Raw genomic sequence first — 16,941 nt, forward strand, 5'->3', positions numbered from 1 at the left:
GCATGGAGTTCGATTTCATCATTGTCGGGGCCGGTTCGGCCGGCTGTATTCTGGCCAGTCGCCTGAGTGAGTCGGGGCGGCATTCGGTGCTGCTGCTGGAAGCCGGTGAAAAGGACGGCTCGCCCTGGTTCAAACTGCCGGTCGGCTTTGCTAAGACCTATTACAACCCCCGTTACAACTACATGTACTACAGCGAGGAAGACGCGGGCATGGCGGGGCGAAAGGTGTACGCCCCCCGGGGCAAGGTACAGGGTGGCTCTGGCTCCATCAATGCGATGATCTATGTGCGCGGCCAGGCGTTGGACTTCGACGACTGGGCGGCGGTCGGCAACGAGGGCTGGAGCTACCGGGAGGTGTTGCCCTACTTCAAAAAGCTGGAGCAACATCCGGCCGGCGACACCGAGTTCCACTCTGCCAGCGGGCCCATTGGCATAACGCCGATGAAAGGACGAGCCCATCCTGTCTGCGATTATTATCTGCGGGCGGCCGAGCAGCTGGGTTGGCCACTGAATGATGATTTCAACGGTGCCGGGGTGGAGGGCGCCGGTATCTACGAAACGAATATTCGCAATGGTCAGCGTGACTCCAGCAATACCGCCTACCTGAAGCCGGCGTTGAGCCGGCCTAATCTCAGCTTGCAGCGGGTAAGCATGGTACAGCGGGTATTGATTGACGAACAGCAACGGGCCACAGGCGTTGAGGTACTGCACCAGGGGGGGGTGCAGCAAATCCGGGCCCGGCGGGAGGTGATCCTGTCGGCCGGCGCCGTGGATTCTCCCAAGCTGCTGCAGTTGTCCGGTATCGGTGATCAGGCAATGCTGAGCCGGCATGGTATCGAGGTGCGCTGCCACCGGCCGGCGGTGGGGGAGAACCTGCAGGATCACCTCTGCGTCAGCTATTACTACCGGGCCAATATGAAAACCCTGAACGATACTTTCCGGTCGTTCTGGGGCAAGGCCTGGTCCGGACTCGAATACCTGATCAACCGTTCGGGACCGCTGTCGATGAGCGTCAATCAGGCTGGGGGGTTTTTCCGGGGCAGTGATGCAGAGCCGGCGCCCAATATCCAGCTCTACTTCAACCCCATGTCCTACCAGATACCCAAGGATCCCAATGCAAAACTGGAGCCGGAGCCTTATTCCGGTTTCCTGGTGGCGTTCAATGCCTGTCGCCCGACCAGCCGAGGTCGCATCGAACTGGCATCGAGCAACCCGCAGGACGCCGCCTTGATCAGGCCCAATTACCTGTCGACCGACAAGGACGTTAACGAGGTCATTCAGGGCAGTCGCCTGATCCGGACCCTGATGCAGGCGCCCGCGCTGCGGGAGATTACCGCCGAGGAAGTGCTGCCCGGGCCCGCGGTCGAGAGTGAGGAGGACATGCTGGCGTACTTTCGCGAGAACGGAGGCTCCATCTATCACCTGTGCGGTTCCTGCGCCATGGGGCCGGATCCCCGAACCACGGTGGTTGACAGCCGCTTGCGGGTGCATGGGCTCAAGGGGCTCAGGGTTATCGATGCCTCGGTTTTCCCCAATATTACTTCGGGCAATACCAACGCCGCCACCATGATGGTGGCGGAAAAGGGCGCCGACATGGTTCTTGCTGATCATGCCGGCTGCTAATCACAAGATGGATGAAGGATTATGACAAACGCGAAAAGAATCAAACCCCTGGTGTTCTGGCCTCCGTTCCTGCTGTTGATGGCCGCGGTGGCCATGAGCTTTGCCGATCTGGAGGTCTTCCTCGGGGTGACCTCGGCCATCAACGGCTGGATCCTGAACCACTTCTCCTGGCTGTTCAGCCTGGGAACCCTGCTTATGGTCGCGACCTGTGTCTGGGTGTTTTTTTCACCCCTGGGCAAGGTGCGCATTGGCGGTGAAAATGCCACGCCACTGATCAGCCGGTGGCGCTGGTTCTCCATCGCACTCTGCACCACGGTGGCGATCGGTATTCTGTTCTGGGCGACGGCCGAGCCCATGTACCATCTGCACAGTCCGCCCGCGTCGCTTGGCCTGGAGCCCGGATCGGCCGATGCGGCTCAGTTCGCCATCTCGACCATGTTTCTGCATTGGTCCTTTACCCCCTATGCCATCTATACGGTACCGGCACTGATGTTCGCGCTGGCTCACTATAACCTCGGCAAGCCGTTTTCACTGGGCTCCGCGCTCAGCCCGCTGTTCGGTGATCGCATGCTGGGCAAACCGGGTCACCTGATCGATGCGCTGGCGCTCTATGCGCTGGTTGCCGGCATGTCGGCGTCACTCGGTACCGGCGTGCTGACCCTGGCCGGCGGCCTGGACAACATGTTGTCGATCGGAACCGGACCTGTGGTGTTGGGCGCGATCACCCTGTTAATTGTGGTCAGCTTTATCCTGTCTGCGGCCAGTGGCCTGAAGAAGGGGATAGCCATGCTTTCGAGCCTCAATACCCGTATCTTTTTCCTGATCTGCGGTTTCGTGTTCGTGTGTGGCCCGACCACCTGGATACTGTCGATGGGGGTAGAAGGGCTTGGTGTCTACCTGGGCAACTTCATCGAAAAGAGCCTGTTTACCGGTGCTGCCTCGGGTGATCAGTGGCCGCAGTGGTGGACCATTTTCTACTGGGCCAACTGGCTGGCCTGGGCGCCGATCACGGCCCTGTTCCTGGGCAAGATTTCCCGGGGGTATACGGTCCGCGAGTTCCTGGTGATCAACATGATGTTGCCGGCCCTGTTTGCCTGCATCTGGATGTCGATTTTCAGTGGTACCGCGCTGAGCATGGACATGAATGGCGATGGCCTGCTCAACAAGGCCCTGCAGGCCACCGGTGCCGAGTCTGTGGTCTATACCATGCTGGATAACCTGCCGCTGGCGGGCATTACCGCGGCAGTGTTCATTTTTGTCTCCTTTCTGTCCTATGTGACGGCGGCGGATTCCAACACCGAAGCCATGAGCAACCTGTGCAGCGAAGACAGCGAAGCCAGCCTGTCCGGTGACACCCAGGCCCACGGCGCCAGTCTGAAACTGAAGCTGATCTGGGGGGGCACCATCGGCTTTGTAGCCTGGGTCATGACCAGTTTTGCCGGGGTCGATGGCATCAAGATGATGTCGAATCTGGGTGGCTTGCCGGCACTGCTGATTGTGCTGGGATGCAACGCCGCCCTGATCCACTGCCTGATGTCCGGACGCTTCCATAGTCGGGAGCCTGTTCGGCTGGGTAATGCCAGGGCAGCCTGATTACTGAACCTGCTTTATTGCCCGCACCGTGCTGATGCCGGTGCGGGCTTTTTTATTTGTCTCTTCAGCCGGTGATAACCCCATAAGCACCATGTTGATTTTGTGTTATGACTTTTCGTCATGCTTGATCGCATTTATATCATTTTGAAAATTTTCCCTGCTGAAGCATGCTTGGCGGCGATTGGAATCGTTGAAGGAATATTCGCCATATCGGTGAATAATGTTGTAGGGATTTATATGAAAAACATCAGACCCATTACCTTCTGGCCGGCGTTTGCCTGCCTTGCCCTGACGGTCATCTACACCATCATCGACAAGCAGAACTTTATTGCTGGCACCTCAACACTGAACAATGTGGTCATGGCCAACCTCTCCTGGCTGTTCAACCTCAGTGCCCTGTTTATGGTGTTCATCGCCGCCTATGCGTTTTGCTCGCCCATTGGCCGGGTACGCATCGGCGGTGAAAAGGCCACCCCCATGCTGACCCCGTTCCGCTGGTTCGCGGTTTCCTTAACCACTGTGATTGCCATGGGCATTCTGTTCTGGTCGGTGGCCGAGCCGGTTCTGCATTACCATGAACCACCGAAGTCCCTGGGGATAGTGCCGGAGAGCGCCGAAGCGATGCGGTTTTCCATGTCTACCATCTTCGTTCACTGGACCATTACTCCATATAGCATCTATACCGTTGCTGGCCTGGCCTTTGCGTTGGCGTTTCACAACCTCAAGCTGCCCTTTTCCATCGGCTCCATGCTGCGCCCGTTACTGGGTCGCAGGGTTGACGGCATCGGCGGCCAGGTGATCGATGGCCTGGCGCTGTTCTCTGTGGTGCTGGGCATGTCTGCCACCCTGACTTCCGGCCTGCTGGTGATCGGCGATGGCATGGAATCGGTGCTGGGCATCGAGAAAAGCGTGACCGGATACGCGATCATCGCCATCGTTATTATCGGCTCCGCCATCATGTCGGCTGCCTCCGGCCTGTATCGTGGCATCCAGACCTTGGCGCGCATCAATACCTGGCTCTACTTTACCGGTGCACTGTTCATCTTCATCGTGGGTCCGACCGTTTTCATCCTGTCGCTGGGAGTCGAGTCACTCGGTGTCTATCTGTCGGACTTCTTTGCCCGCAACCTGGTGACCGGCGCCTCCGGTAACGACCAGTGGCCGGGCTGGTGGACCGTGGCCTTCTTTGCCAGCTGGTTTGCCTGGGCCCCGCTCAGCTGCCTGTTCCTCGGCAAGATTGCCCGGGGTTATACGGTGCGTCAGTTCATCATCGTCAACCTGTTGCTGCCGTCCCTGTTCGGTTTCCTGTGGTTCAGCATCTTCAGCGGCTCTTCACTGTATTTCGACACCACCCTCGGCGGCATCATGTACCAGGCCTATCAGGATAATGGTTTCGCCTCGGTGATTTATGTGCTGTTCGATCAGCTGCCCGGCAGCACCCTGCTCAGCGCGCTGTTCATCTTTGCCTGTTTCATCACCTTTATTACCGCCGCCGACTCCAATACCGATGCTATCGGTGGCCTCTGTATCAAGGGGGTGGATGCCGAAAATCTGAAGTCACCCTTGTGGGTCAAGGCCACCTGGGGCTGTGCCATCGCCTTTGTTGCCTGGATCAGTGCGAGTTATATCGGCGTCGATGCGATCAAGATGCTGTTTAACCTGTCGGGCGTGCCGGGCATGTTGATTGTGGTCGGTGCGGGCTTTGCCTTCCTGAAGCTCGCACAGCGGGTGCAGGTCAATGGACACACTGTCGAGCTGAAGCCGGCCGTGCTGGCCGAGATGGAAGCAGGTGACGAGACAAGACATGCAACGCCGGTGTTGCAACAGAAGTAAGCGATTCAACTTTGTGGCAAATGGAGCCGAACAGGCTCGGTTCCAGAACTATTTTTGAGGGTTTAGCATGCAATACGTAAGATTGGGCCAGTCCGGCCTGAAAGTATCCCGTCTCTGCCTCGGCACCATGAATATGGGCTCGAAGGAATGGAAACCCTGGATCTTCAATGAGAAGGAAAGCGAGCCGATTATCGCGCATGCGCTTAACATGGGGGTCAACTTTATCGATCTGGCGGATTTCTATTCCATTGGTGCCGGTGAAGAGGTGGTCTGTAATGTGCTGCGCCGCATCGCCCGTCGTGACGAGCTGGTCATTACTACCAAGGTGGGCTACGCCATGAGTAACGACATCAATGCCCAGGGCCACTCGCGCAAGCATATCTTCGATGCCATCGACGGCTCGCTCAAGCGTATGGGCATGGATTATGTCGACATCTACATGCTGCATTATTTTGATACCGAAACCCCGGTGGAAGAAACCATGGGCGCCCTCAACGATATCGTGCTGGCCGGCAAGGCCCGTTATATCGGTGTGTCCACCATGTACACCTGGCAGCTGGCGAAGATCCTGCAGGTCTGCGACAAGAACGGCTGGGCCCGCCCGATCAACATGCAGCTGCAGCTGAACTGCGCCTACCGGGAAGAAGAGCGGGAGATGATCCCCTTCTGCCTGGATCAGGGCATCGGCGTGTCGGTATTCAGCCCGCTGGCCCGGGGCATTCTGACCAGTGATCTGCAGTCCACCCGTAACCAGACCGACTTCTTTACCGCCGAAATGTACAACGATCAGGCTTCCAGGGATATCGCCCATTCCGTAGCCAAGGTTGCCGATGCTCGGGGTTGTCTGCCGGCGCAGGTGGCTCAGGCCTGGGTACTGCAGAAATCGGAGGTCTCCTCGATGCTGGTGGGCGCCGACAGTCCGGCCCAGTTCGACAGTGCACTGGCGGCGCTTGAAATGACGTTGACTGCGGATGAGCTTTACGAAATCGAGCGTAACTATACGCCATGCGATTTGATCAACGACTACACCGCTGGCAAGCGCATTGCGCGCAGCCCGCGTCCGGCCAGGGCGCCGTTCGCTGACTAACCGCTGGGGTTTTCAGCACTGATATTCTGTTGGTCACTTTGGTCACTTTGGTCACTATTTGCCCCGCCATGGCGGGGCTTTTTTATGCCGAGTACAGAGCGGCCTGCCGGGTTGTGATCATTTTTGCTGCCGGTGCCGTCAGTCCGGGCTGATCTCACGCAGCCACTTGGTAAAGCGAATAACCTTGGCCAGCCCCTGGCGTTCGGCGTTGATGTCCAGCCAGTAGCCATAGGGGCCGCTGACTTCGATGTTGCTGAAGGGCACCAGGGAACCTGATTGCAGCTCGCGGCTGATCATGTGTTTGTCGATAATGGCAAAACCAGCGCCGTTAACGGCGGCATTGGTCACCTGATCCAGGGTGCTGAATTCCATGCCGCGATTGGCATCAACCTGATCGGTGAGGCCGGCGGCCTGCAGCCAGTTTTGCCACACCGGCAGTCGTTCGCCCTTGTGCAGTATGTGAAGCAGGCTGCTATCGGCTTTTTCCAGATGTTGTGCCTGCTCGAGCAGTTCCGGCGAGCAGACGGCGACGTGCTGCTCCAGCATGATCAGCTCACTGTAATGGCTTGGTCTGGCGGTGCGACCAAAGCGAATACAGCAATCGAACAATTTATGGTCGTCGTCACTGTTGTGAATGGACAGCTCGAGCTCGGGGGAGTGCCGATGCAAGCTGGCCAGGCGGGGAGCCAGCCAGCGGGTGGCAAAGGTGGGAGGCACCAGCAGGGCCAGCTTTTGCCGTTGTTTGGGATCCCGCAGCTCCTGCACCGCGCTTTCCATCAGGTTGAAAGACTGCTCCAGTTTGGCAAGCAGTTGCTTGCCAGACTCGGTCAGTTCCAGGTGATGATGACGGCGAATGAACAGGGGAACACCGAGGTAATCCTCGAGCTGCTTGATCTGCCGGCTGACCGCACTCTGGGTGACGTGCAGCTGGCTTGCCGCCTGGGTGAAGCTTAAACACCTGCCGGTGGTTTCGAAAACACGCAGGGCGGTTAACGGGGGTAATGAGCGCATGATGGTCCGGGGTTTGGTCGCAGGGCTTAGGGGCATTATAAGTGATAGTCTCCTGCCACAGTAGCCCATGCCTTATCGCCGATCGACTCAGGAAATGAGCCCCTGGCTGCGTTCCGCCCTCTTTGCCTCGGATAACCAGTCGATCAGCTCTTCAATCGGCATGGGGCTGGCGCACCAATATCCCTGGGCCTGGTCACAACCCAGCTCTTGCAGCAACGCTATCTGTGACTCCGTTTCCACGCCTTCCGCCACTACCGTCATCGACAAGCCATGGGCCATACGGATGATGGCGTCTACTATGCCTCTGTCGTCCTGCTCCTGAACAATGTCGTCAATAAAGCTGCGGTCGATCTTGAGTGTATCGACCGGCAGGCGCTTCAGGTAGCTCAGGCTGGAATAGCCGGTGCCGAAGTCGTCCAGGGCAATGGAGACTTGCGCCTCGCGTAATTGGGTTAATAACCTTTCGGCCCGTTCCTGCTCTTGCATCAGGCTGCTTTCGGTCAGCTCCAGCGACAACCGCTGGGGGGCTACCTCAGCCAGGTGCAGCCGGGTCAGCAGCTGTTCGGCAAACTCGTCCTGGGTCAGCTGCCGGGCGGTGATATTGACGGCAATGGACTGATTGAAGCCATGACGGGCCAGCTGCTGCAGATCGCGACAGGCTTGTTCGATCAGCCAGTAGCCGATGGGGATGATAAGCCCCGTGTCTTCCAGGACCGGAATAAACAGCTCCGGTGACACCGGGCCCAGATCTTGCGGATGCCAGCGCATCAGGGCTTCAAACCCCAGGATCCGGCGGCTTTGCAGGCAGAGTTTGGGCTGGTAATGGAGGCTGAAATCCTGCTGTTGCCAGGCCCGGTGCAAGGCGTTTTCCAGCGACACTGTGCTGATGGGGAGCACGGCCTTGGCCGGAGGAGTATAAGCGCAGATGCTGTTACGTCCTTTTTGTTTGGCTTCCGCCAGGGCGTGTTCGGCGTGGCGCATCAGTTCGTCCGCCGTCCGGCCGTCTTCGGGCCAACGGACGATACCCATGCTGGCGGTAATGAAGAGGGTATGCTGGGTCAGGTTGAAGGGCTGAGCCAGCAGCTGTTTCAGTCGCCGGGACCAGGCCGTTACATCGACGGATGCATCTCCCCCGGGCAGCAGCAAGGAGAATACGTCGCCGGTCCTGGCCAGATGACTGTCGGCATGACATTGCTGACGTAGTCGATCCGCCACCAGACACAACAATTCATCGCCGGCCTCGTGACCCAGGTTGTTATTGATCTGCTTGAACCTATCCAGGCCGATCAGCAACAGGTACCCCTGTTTTCGGGCAGTAAAGGCACGTGTCAGGGCCTGATGAAAATACCGCCTGTTGGCCAGCCGGGTCAGGGTATCAAAGTGGGTCAGCTCGATCAGCCTTGCCTGTTTTCGGGTCAGGGCCTGATGATATTTGAGATGCGCCTTCCAGGCTTTCTGCACCAGGGAACGGGTCAGGCCATAGAATGCCAGTCCGGTCAACAACACGAAACCGACCCCCTTGATGGTGTGCAGCCAGCTCAGCTCAGTGCCGTAACGGGCAATCAGCAGGTTGGTCAGGGCGTCGGAGCCAAGTATCCAGCCGGCAGCGATCAGCACATAAAAAAGAGTCAGGCGGAGCGGCATGGTCCAGAGGGAAAGGGGAAAGCTGTCCTTGCCTGGCATCTTGCCGAGCTTGTCGAGATAGTCTTCTGTGCCGAGGGGCTCTGGTGGCTTCATGGGATGGTTCAGTGATCAAAGCAATAAACGAGCTTGCGAGGGTAGCCGGAGGCAGTGGCTACTGTCTAACAGTTTAGGTGAGTGATTCGGTTGAGCCACCCGGAAGCCGGCATTAGGCATTAGCCTCATGTCTACGCCGCGGGTTATGTGTACTTTTTTTTGCACAAGATTATTTTTTATTGAGAACAGAGTGAACGCTTATCTATATATATAACAATGACTTGTGAGCGGCTTAACAAAAACAAAGTGATTTAATATGCATATATTGTAAAAATTATGTGACTAAAGATGGCATTTCTGCTTTGCCAGTTTATGGCTTCCCAAGGTAAACTGTGGCTCCCAAGCAATAGGGTCAATAATCAGTCGTTACCTAAACAGACAAAATAGAAGAAACCATATATGACGGAACGTACTCACCTCGGAACTTTACAAGTTGCTACCGTTCTTCACGATCTGGTAGTTAATGAAATCATTCCCGGCACCGGTGTCGAGCCCGCAGCTTTCTGGGCTGGCATGGAACAAATCGTCAACGATTTGGCTCCCAAAAACCGTGCCCTGCTGGCCAAGCGGGAACAGCTTCAGCAACAGATTGACCGCTGGCACCAGTCGCACCAACCCCATGATGCGGTTGCCTACAAGCAATTTTTACAAGAAATAGGTTACCTGCTGCCTTCGGTGCCTGATTTTGAAGTCACCACCACCAATGTGGATGACGAGCTGGCGACCCTGGCGGGACCACAACTGGTAGTACCGGTCAACAATGCCCGTTATGCGCTCAATGCCGCCAACGCCCGCTGGGGCAGCCTGTATAACGCCCTTTACGGCAGCGATGCCATCCCTGAAAGCGACGGTGCAGAGAAAACCAAGGCCTTCAACCCGCGGCGTGCCGCCAAGGTCGTTGCCTGGGGACGTGCGCTGCTGGATCAGGCCGCTCCCCTGGCCAACGGCAGTCATGCGGATGCCACCGCCTACCGGGTGGTGGACGGCAACCTGCAAGTGACCCTGACAAACGGTGAGTTGACTACCCTGGCCCAGGCCGACAAGTTTGCCGGTTATAACGGCGAGCCGTCTGCGCCGGTCGCCGTATTGTTACGTAACAACGGCCTGCATATCGAACTGCAGTTTGACCGTACCAGCCCGGTGGGCAAGGATGACAAGGCCGGCATCAAGGATCTGCTGCTGGAATCCGCCCTGTCCACCATCATGGACTGCGAAGACTCGGTTGCCGCTGTGGATGCCGAAGACAAGGTCGGCGTCTATCGCAACTGGCTGGGCCTGATGAAGGGCACCCTGACCGAAAAGGTGCAGAAAGGCGACAAAGAGGTGGTGCGCAGCCTGAATCCGGATCGGGAGTACCTGGATCCGAATGGTCAGCCCATCAGCCTGCACGGCCGCAGTTTGCTGTTTGTGCGCAACGTGGGTCACCTGATGACCAACGAGGCGGTGCTGGACAAAGACGGCAACGAAGTACCCGAAGGCATTATCGATGGCCTGGTGACCTGCCTGATCGCCATCCATGATCTGAAGGGCAACGGCAAGTTCAAGAATTCCCGCACCGGCAGCGTTTATATCGTCAAACCCAAGATGCACGGCCCGGAAGAAGTGGCCTTTGCCTGCGAGTTGTTCGGCCGTGTCGAACAGGTGCTGGGTCTGGCCACGAATACCCTGAAAGTGGGTATCATGGATGAAGAACGTCGTACCAGCGCCAACCTCAAGGCCTGTATCTTTGAGGCCCGCGAGCGGGTGGTGTTCATCAACACCGGCTTCCTCGATCGCACCGGTGATGAAATTCACACCAGCATGGAAGCAGGCCCTGTGGTTCGCAAGGGTGCCATGAAGCAGCAGGCCTGGATCCAGGCTTACGAGAACAACAACGTGGACGTAGGTCTGGCTGCCGGCCTCAAGGGGCGTGCCCAGATTGGCAAGGGCATGTGGGCAATTCCCGACAACATGGCGGATATGCTCAAGGAAAAAATCGCCCACCCTCAGGCCGGTGCCAACACCGCCTGGGTACCGTCGCCGACTGCGGCTACCCTGCATGCGACCCATTACCATCAGGTTAATGTATCGGCCCGTCAGGAGGAGCTGAAGAGCCGCGAAGCTGCCAGCCTGGATGATTTGCTGACCATTCCGTTGCTGGCCGATCCCGCTGCCTTGACCGCAGACGAGATCCAGCAGGAACTGGATAACAATGCTCAGGGTATCCTGGGTTATGTGGTGCGCTGGATTGATCAGGGCGTGGGCTGTTCCAAGGTGCCGGATATCAACCATGTAGGACTGATGGAAGACAGGGCGACCCTGCGGATTTCCGCCCAGCATATTGCCAACTGGCTGCGCCATGGCATCTGCACCAAAGAGCAGGTGCAGGAAACCATGCAGCGCATGGCGAAGGTTGTTGACCAGCAGAATGCCGGCGATCCCCTGTACCGTGCCATGGCTCCCGGTTTTGACGGTGTGGCGTTTGAAGCCGCCTGTGCCCTGGTATTTGAGGGTACCGTCCAACCCAGCGGCTACACCGAGCCCCTGTTGCATGCCTATCGGCGCAAGCTGAAGGCACAAGGCTAAGCGCTAGCAGAACCCAAAAATCCCCGGCTGGTCCGGGGATTTTTTTGTGTATAGGTCATGAATTTTATTCATCTGCTCCATGCGAAAGTATCATGGTTTTTTTGGGGCGCAATATCGGATGTAACCTGTTAGTCTTTCGCCCAATTGAACCAATAATTAATGACAGCAGCGCGGACCGGCAACATGATCAAACGCTTGGTAGTTTCCCTTTCTTCCCTGATCTTCAGCGTCTTCCTGCTGATGGGAGGAAATAGCTTTGTGATGACCCTGCTGGGGGTCAACCTGGGGTTGAAGAAGATCGAACCGACCCTGATTGGTAGCATCATGGTCTGTTATTCCATCGGTTTTGTGCTGGGTTCCCTGTATGGTCCCAAGGTGATTGTCCGGGTTGGGCATATCCGGGCCTTCGCGGTATTCAGTGCCGTGCTGGCCAGTTCGACCCTGCTCTTCCCGTTGACCGAGAGCATCATCGTCTGGGCACTGCTGCGCGCCCTGAGCGGGATCGCCATCGCGGGCAGCCTGGTCGTGATCGAAAGCTGGTTTAGTGCCGTGGTCAGCAATGAGAACCGGGCCACCCTGTTTTTTACCTATCAAATTTGTGTCTACCTGGCCGCGACAGCCGGTCAGCTGATGATCGGCCTCACCGACCCGGCGGCGTTCGTGCCCTTTACCCTGGGCGCCATCGTGCTGACGGCGGCCCTGGTGCCCTTGTCCCTGAGCCGGATGGAGGCGCCGACCATAGAACACAGTGAACAGCGGCTCAGCATCAAATCGATCATTAAGGATTCTCCGCTGGGCCTGCTGGCTTCCTTGAGCAGCGGCATCCTGATCAGCAGCTTTTATTCGATGGGGCCGGTTTTCGCCATAGAGGTTGGCCTGCCCGTGACCCAGCTATCCTATTTTATGGCAGCTTCCGTATTCACCTTTATCCTGTTTGCCTGGCCGCTGGGCCGGCTGTGCGACAAGCTGGACCGCAACAAGATCATGGTGTGGATCAATATGCTGATCGCCGCCAGCGCCTTGGGGGTGGTGTTTAGCGGTCATCTGCATCTCTGGTTGTTGATAGGCTTTTCGTCCCTGTTTATGGGCATGGTGGCGGCTATCTACCCGGTTGCGGTGGCGATCACCAATGACCGCATGGAAGCCCATCAAATCGTGGCGGCCAGTACCACCTTGCTGTTGAGTTATGGTCTGGGCAGCTCCCTGGGTCCCTTGTTTAGCTCGTCCATGATGACACTGCTGGGGGCTGAAGGCTTGTATTACGGTTGTGCCGGGGTTGCTTTCCTGCTCGGTGTCTATGCCTGGATCTGGCAGTGGCGCAGCAAGTCGGTACCTGTGCTCGAGCAGGCCCACTATATACAGACTCCGGTGGAAACGGCCGGTATTATCGTCGAGCTGGATCCTCGTAATGAAGAGTTTGTCGATGTGCCCCTGGAAGAGGTTTTTCCGGATATGGAAGCCGAGGAAATTGCCGAGGCCCAGGCCAGCCAGATGGAGCTGGAGTTGCCCGAGCCTGAACCGGAGCCCGAAGAGAAACCGCCGGTTGAACAGTCCCTGGCAACGAATATCTAACTAACCTATACCACTACATCTCGAGACAGAGTTGAGGGGCCTCGATAAGGGGGCCCTCTGCGCCTGGCCGGAAGCCACTCCTGCCTGGTGCGGGGGTGCCCCTAAGGGGCAAGGTCGGCATCATGCTTCGGCCACATCGCCTGTTGCCACCCCTGACGGTGGATTCATCATGGGTCTTACCCCACCTGATTCATAAAACTGTCAACCCCTTGGGATAGGCTGGACTGACCCAACCGCCTGCAAGGAATGACAGTGATGCGTACAACTTTATCTTTGCTTATTCATGAGAACGCCAACCGACTGCGGGCCCGTGAGCCCGAGCGGGATATTGCTGGCTGTGACGACTGCCGTCTGGCCGAATTGTGGCTCTGGCTGGATGAGCAACAAAGCAAACAGCTCTCGCCCGGCAGGGAGCAGGTTCAGCTCTAAATAACTGTTCCTCATTGTGCTACAGCAATCAGGCTCGAACGCAGACTCGCCATAATCCCATCCTTGGGGGCTCAGCCGCGCCACTGACCGCCATGGATGGCGGGAATGCCGGAACAGCAGAAGCATTTTCCGGTCCTGGCGCGGAGGGGCTGCTAATCGAATCCTGACTTCTGTCTAAAATGTAGCGGTATTTGTATCAGTTATTTAGCGCTATTTGCGTATGTCTCCGCGGATTGGATAGTGGCCTGACGGACAGCCCGGTTCGTCCTTGCCGCATCTCCGTTTGCCGGGCCCAGGCTCGGCGCCTTTGAGACAGCGCATGTCGGCGGCGGTCAGCGCCGCTTCCCGCCCGGCACCCTGGGCGGACGCCCTTCAATACTCCTTCTGTAGTCCGGGCCCCTTTCACCGGTGGCCCGGCCTCGTCGAGGGATTTTTAATTAGGTATTGCTAATATAATGGCTCGCGGTATGATGAGTTCATGCTGATCTAAGGAAGCCTGTTGTGACTGTGGTTAATTTTACCCCCTGGAGTGCCCTGTTCGGCGGCATGCTGATCGGCCTGGGTGCGTTGTTGCTAATGGTGGTGGCCGGCCGGGTAGCCGGTATCAGCGGCATTATCTCGGGGATCGGCAGCCAGCCCGACAAGGGCTGGCGACTGGCATTCGTGGTTGGGCTGCTGCTGATCCCCCTGCTGCTGTTTCAGGCCAAGATGGTCGAGGTGCCGTCGCTCGCGGCCGTGGCGCCCGGCAAGCTGTTGCTGGCCGGTCTGCTGGTGGGCGTCGGCACCCGTTTGGGCAATGGCTGCACCAGTGGCCATGGTATCTGCGGTATGGGGCGGGGCTCGCTGCGCTCTGTGGTGGCGACCCTGGTGTTTATCGTGGCCGGTATGGTCACCGTCACCCTGCTGAAATGAGGTAAGCCTGATGCTGTATGTTATCAGTTTGCTGTCCGGTGGTCTGTTTGGCCTGGGACTGGTGCTCTCGGGTATGATCAATCCGGCCAAGGTACTGGGCTTCCTGGATCTGTTCGGTGACTGGGATCCCAGCCTGGGGCTGGTCATGGCGGGGGCACTGGCGGTGTATGCGACCGGTTTTTGGCTGTGGCGCAAACAGCACAGTCAATGTGTGCTGGGCACCGATCTGCCCAGGGTGCCGGCCCCGATGATCGATGCCCGGCTGCTTCTCGGCGCCCTGATCTTCGGTATCGGCTGGGGGTTGGTGGGCATATGTCCCGGTCCGGCCATCGGCTTGACCGGTAGCCTGCAATGGCAGGCTGGGCTTTTTGTGCTGGCGATGGCGGCGGGATTCTGGCTGGTGGGTCGTTTGACGGTAGCTGGAAGCGGTAAGCGTTAAGCCAGTCAAATTGGCGGACGCTGGGGTGATTGGACCAACCCAATGAAAAGGCTGCGATCCCTTGCCGGGATGCCGCAGCCTTTAACATTTTGTTTCCGTTTTCTGGCTTACAGCTGATGCAGGTAATCCAGTACCACCTGGTGATGATCCTTGGTCTTGAACTTGTCAAACACCTTTTCTACCTGACCCTGTTCGTCTATCAGGAAGCTGATGCGATGGATGCCGTCGTATTCCTTGCCCATAAATTTCTTGGGGCCCCAGACCCCGAAGGCGTCGGCTACCGCATGGTCTTCATCGGACAGCAGGGTGAAGTTCAGTTCGTCCTTCTGTTCGAATTTCTTCAGACAACTGACCGGGTCCGGGCTGATACCCAATACCACCACATTGCGCTGTGCCAGTTCGGACTGGCTGTCGCGCAGGCCGCAGGCCTGTACCTTGCAACCGGGGGTCATCGCCTTGGGATAAAAGTAAACCAGTACTTTCTGGCCGCCGAAATCGCTCAGGCTGATGCTGTTGCCGTTCTGGTCCGACAGGGTAAATGCAGGCGCTGTGCTGCCTTGGCTCAAGTAGGTCATCCGCACTCCGGTTTTTGGTTATTTACGTTTGAGACGAAAACTGTGTCGCTTACTTTCCAGCTCATGGCAGAGGGCTTCGAAAGCGCGTTCGGCCTCGCCATCGGCAAGACTTTCGGGGAGATTCAATTGAAAGTCGGCCTGGAACAGGCCCGATTCATCACCGCCAAGGGTCTGGCTTTGCATTGCCTGTATATCCCAGCCCCGGTCGCTGAAGAACTGGGTGCAACGATTGACGATTCCCGGCCGGTCCGGTACCACCAGCTCTACATAGGCGCTCAGGGCATAGCTGGGCTGTACCAGTACCTGGGTGCGCTTCATCATGGTGATCAGGGACTGACTCTGACCGAACAGGGGCAGGGTGGTTTCCAGGCGGGTGATCTGGTTCCAGCTCCCGGACAACAGCAGGATAAAGGTGAATTCATTACCGAAGATACCGAGCCGGCTATCGACAATATTGCAACCGCAATCGGTGACATGACGGGCCACTTCGTTAACGATGCCGGGTCTGTTTTCACCTATGGCGGTCACCACAAGATGATGGGTCATCAGGCTGTCCGAAAATTACTGGTAAACAAGCCGGTCATGGTAGCACAAATATCCATGGGCTCCAGCGGCTCTCTTGTATTCCACGGGGGGGACCACTACCATACGGGCTCTTGATTACCAACGGGAATGTCCATGTTCAGCGGCAGCATAGTGGCTTTGATCACCCCCATGACGCTCGCGGGTGAAATCGATTTTGTCAGCCTGGAGCGGCTGGTTCAATATCATATCGACAGCGGCACCCATGCCATCGCCGCCATGGGGACCACGGGTGAGTCGCCGACGCTGACCACGGACGAGCATCTGGAAGTGGTCAGGGCGGTACTGACCTTTGCCGGAGGGCGCATTCCCGTGATCGGTGGCTGCGGCTCCAACAATACCCGTCAGGCCATTCGCCTCAGCCTGGAGATGGAGCGGATGGGGGTGGCGGCGGGACTGTCGGTAACGCCATACTATAACAAGCCTTCCCAGGATGCCCTGCTGGCCCATTATGGCGCCATTACCCGGGCCAGTGCCTTGCCTCAGCTCCTTTATAATGTGCCGGGGCGTACCGGTTGTGATCTGCTGCCCGAAACCGTTGCCCGGCTGGCGGAACTTGAGCCGGTGATCGGTATCAAAGAAGCCAGTGGCCGGCTCGAGCGGGTGAGCCGGCTCAAATCCCTGTGCGGAGATGACTTTCTATTGTTCAGTGGCGACGACGACCTCGGACTGGACTTTGTCCGCCTGGGCGGGCACGGGGTGATTTCGGTGACCGCCAATGCGGCGGCTGCGGAGATGGCGAGCCTTTATCGGGCGGCATTGGCCGGTGACTGGCCACGAGCGCGCGCGCTCAACGAACGGCTGATGACGCTGCACCAAAACCTGTTCTGTGATAGCAATCCAATACCAGTGAAATGGGCCTGTATGCAGTTGGGGCTCATCGATACACATATGCCGCGCTTGCCCCTGATCCCCCTGAATGCCTCTGGCCAGGACAAGGTGATGGCAGCGTTGAGCCAAGCGGAGTTAATAGGGCGTGGATAA

General features: G+C 57.7%; 14 protein-coding genes. 10 read left to right on the forward strand and 4 right to left on the reverse strand.

Annotated elements, in window-relative coordinates; translation table 11 throughout:
- Positions 1-2 precede the first annotated feature (2 nt).
- The 4 genes from DCS96_RS01885 to DCS96_RS01900 all read left to right on the forward strand — a co-directional run bounded on the left by DCS96_RS01885 (position 3) and on the right by DCS96_RS01900 (position 6,135).
- On the forward strand, positions 3-1,622 hold the full coding sequence (locus DCS96_RS01885; protein WP_116474487.1) for a GMC family oxidoreductase: 1,620 nt from the start codon (positions 3-5) through the stop codon (positions 1,620-1,622).
- A 21-nt stretch (positions 1,623-1,643) separates the two neighbouring features.
- Positions 1,644-3,215: a BCCT family transporter gene (locus DCS96_RS01890; protein ID WP_116472669.1), complete on the forward strand. Its 1,572-nt coding sequence runs from the start codon at positions 1,644-1,646 to the stop codon at positions 3,213-3,215.
- 237 nt (positions 3,216-3,452) lie between these two features.
- Positions 3,453-5,048 carry a BCCT family transporter gene (locus DCS96_RS01895; protein WP_116472670.1) on the forward strand — a complete coding sequence of 532 codons (1,596 nt, stop codon included), beginning with the start codon at positions 3,453-3,455 and terminating at the stop codon, positions 5,046-5,048.
- Between the two features lie 67 nt (positions 5,049-5,115).
- On the forward strand, positions 5,116-6,135 hold the full coding sequence (locus DCS96_RS01900) for an aldo/keto reductase (protein ID WP_116472671.1): 1,020 nt from the start codon (positions 5,116-5,118) through the stop codon (positions 6,133-6,135).
- Between the two features lie 138 nt (positions 6,136-6,273).
- On the opposite strand, the gene DCS96_RS01905 is transcribed toward DCS96_RS01900, so the two are convergent.
- Both DCS96_RS01905 and DCS96_RS01910 read right to left on the reverse strand, forming a co-directional pair.
- Positions 6,274-7,146 carry a LysR substrate-binding domain-containing protein gene (locus tag DCS96_RS01905; RefSeq protein WP_116474488.1) on the reverse strand — a complete coding sequence of 291 codons (873 nt, stop codon included), beginning with the start codon at positions 7,144-7,146 and terminating at the stop codon, positions 6,274-6,276.
- A gap of 87 nt (positions 7,147-7,233) precedes the next feature.
- Positions 7,234-8,883, reverse strand: coding sequence for a putative bifunctional diguanylate cyclase/phosphodiesterase (locus DCS96_RS01910; RefSeq protein ID WP_116472672.1), 1,650 nt, complete (start codon positions 8,881-8,883; stop codon positions 7,234-7,236).
- 399 nt (positions 8,884-9,282) lie between these two features.
- Here DCS96_RS01910 and DCS96_RS01915 point away from each other — a divergent pair, with 399 nt between their 5' ends.
- The 5 genes from DCS96_RS01915 (at position 9,283) to DCS96_RS01930 (ending at position 14,800) form a co-directional block, all read left to right on the forward strand.
- Positions 9,283-11,448 carry a malate synthase G gene (locus tag DCS96_RS01915; protein WP_116472673.1) on the forward strand — a complete coding sequence of 722 codons (2,166 nt, stop codon included), beginning with the start codon at positions 9,283-9,285 and terminating at the stop codon, positions 11,446-11,448.
- 183 nt (positions 11,449-11,631) lie between these two features.
- Positions 11,632-13,020 (forward strand): MFS transporter, encoded by a 1,389-nt coding sequence (locus tag DCS96_RS01920; RefSeq protein WP_116472674.1) that lies wholly within the window; start codon positions 11,632-11,634, stop codon positions 13,018-13,020.
- A gap of 255 nt (positions 13,021-13,275) precedes the next feature.
- Positions 13,276-13,449, forward strand: a complete 174-nt coding sequence (locus DCS96_RS18485) for a hypothetical protein (RefSeq protein ID WP_157953553.1) — start codon at positions 13,276-13,278, stop codon at positions 13,447-13,449.
- A gap of 546 nt (positions 13,450-13,995) precedes the next feature.
- On the forward strand, positions 13,996-14,361 hold the full coding sequence (locus DCS96_RS01925; protein ID WP_116474489.1) for a YeeE/YedE family protein: 366 nt from the start codon (positions 13,996-13,998) through the stop codon (positions 14,359-14,361).
- A 10-nt stretch (positions 14,362-14,371) separates the two neighbouring features.
- A complete protein-coding gene (locus DCS96_RS01930) occupies positions 14,372-14,800 on the forward strand; it encodes a DUF6691 family protein (RefSeq protein WP_116472675.1) in 429 nt (142 codons plus the stop codon).
- Positions 14,801-14,907: 107 nt separating this feature from the next.
- On the opposite strand, the gene bcp is transcribed toward DCS96_RS01930, so the two are convergent.
- Together bcp and DCS96_RS01940 are read right to left on the reverse strand one after the other, a co-directional pair.
- A complete protein-coding gene (bcp, locus tag DCS96_RS01935; protein WP_116472676.1) occupies positions 14,908-15,375 on the reverse strand; it encodes a thioredoxin-dependent thiol peroxidase in 468 nt (155 codons plus the stop codon).
- An 18-nt stretch (positions 15,376-15,393) separates the two neighbouring features.
- Complete coding sequence (locus DCS96_RS01940; protein ID WP_116472677.1) at positions 15,394-15,921, reverse strand: glycine cleavage system protein R; 528 nt, start codon at positions 15,919-15,921, stop codon at positions 15,394-15,396.
- 132 nt (positions 15,922-16,053) lie between these two features.
- On the opposite strand from DCS96_RS01940, the gene dapA reads away from it, so the two are divergent.
- The gene (gene dapA / locus DCS96_RS01945) at positions 16,054-16,941 is read left to right on the forward strand and encodes a 4-hydroxy-tetrahydrodipicolinate synthase (protein WP_116472678.1); all 888 of its coding nucleotides are present in this window, start codon (positions 16,054-16,056) and stop codon (positions 16,939-16,941) included.

Source organism: Zobellella maritima, from assembly GCF_003075035.1.
GTDB lineage: Bacteria > Pseudomonadota > Gammaproteobacteria > Enterobacterales > Aeromonadaceae > Oceanimonas > Oceanimonas maritima.

Bases quoted from the DNA above. Each gene is read 5' to 3' on its own strand.
- DCS96_RS01885 (WP_116474487.1), top strand. From the start codon at position 3: ATGGAGTTCGATTTCATCATTGTCGGGGCCGGTTCGGCCGGCTGTATT.
- DCS96_RS01890 (WP_116472669.1), top strand. From the start codon at position 1,644: ATGACAAACGCGAAAAGAATCAAACCCCTGGTGTTCTGGCCTCCGTTC.
- DCS96_RS01895 (WP_116472670.1), top strand. From the start codon at position 3,453: ATGAAAAACATCAGACCCATTACCTTCTGGCCGGCGTTTGCCTGCCTT.
- DCS96_RS01900 (WP_116472671.1), top strand. From the start codon at position 5,116: ATGCAATACGTAAGATTGGGCCAGTCCGGCCTGAAAGTATCCCGTCTC.
- DCS96_RS01905 (WP_116474488.1), bottom strand. From the start codon at position 7,146: ATGCGCTCATTACCCCCGTTAACCGCCCTGCGTGTTTTCGAAACCACC.
- DCS96_RS01910 (WP_116472672.1), bottom strand. From the start codon at position 8,883: ATGAAGCCACCAGAGCCCCTCGGCACAGAAGACTATCTCGACAAGCTC.
- DCS96_RS01915 (WP_116472673.1), top strand. From the start codon at position 9,283: ATGACGGAACGTACTCACCTCGGAACTTTACAAGTTGCTACCGTTCTT.
- DCS96_RS01920 (WP_116472674.1), top strand. From the start codon at position 11,632: ATGATCAAACGCTTGGTAGTTTCCCTTTCTTCCCTGATCTTCAGCGTC.
- DCS96_RS18485 (WP_157953553.1), top strand. From the start codon at position 13,276: ATGCGTACAACTTTATCTTTGCTTATTCATGAGAACGCCAACCGACTG.
- DCS96_RS01925 (WP_116474489.1), top strand. From the start codon at position 13,996: ATGCTGATCGGCCTGGGTGCGTTGTTGCTAATGGTGGTGGCCGGCCGG.
- DCS96_RS01930 (WP_116472675.1), top strand. From the start codon at position 14,372: ATGCTGTATGTTATCAGTTTGCTGTCCGGTGGTCTGTTTGGCCTGGGA.
- bcp (WP_116472676.1), bottom strand. From the start codon at position 15,375: ATGACCTACTTGAGCCAAGGCAGCACAGCGCCTGCATTTACCCTGTCG.
- DCS96_RS01940 (WP_116472677.1), bottom strand. From the start codon at position 15,921: ATGACCCATCATCTTGTGGTGACCGCCATAGGTGAAAACAGACCCGGC.
- dapA (WP_116472678.1), top strand. From the start codon at position 16,054: ATGTTCAGCGGCAGCATAGTGGCTTTGATCACCCCCATGACGCTCGCG.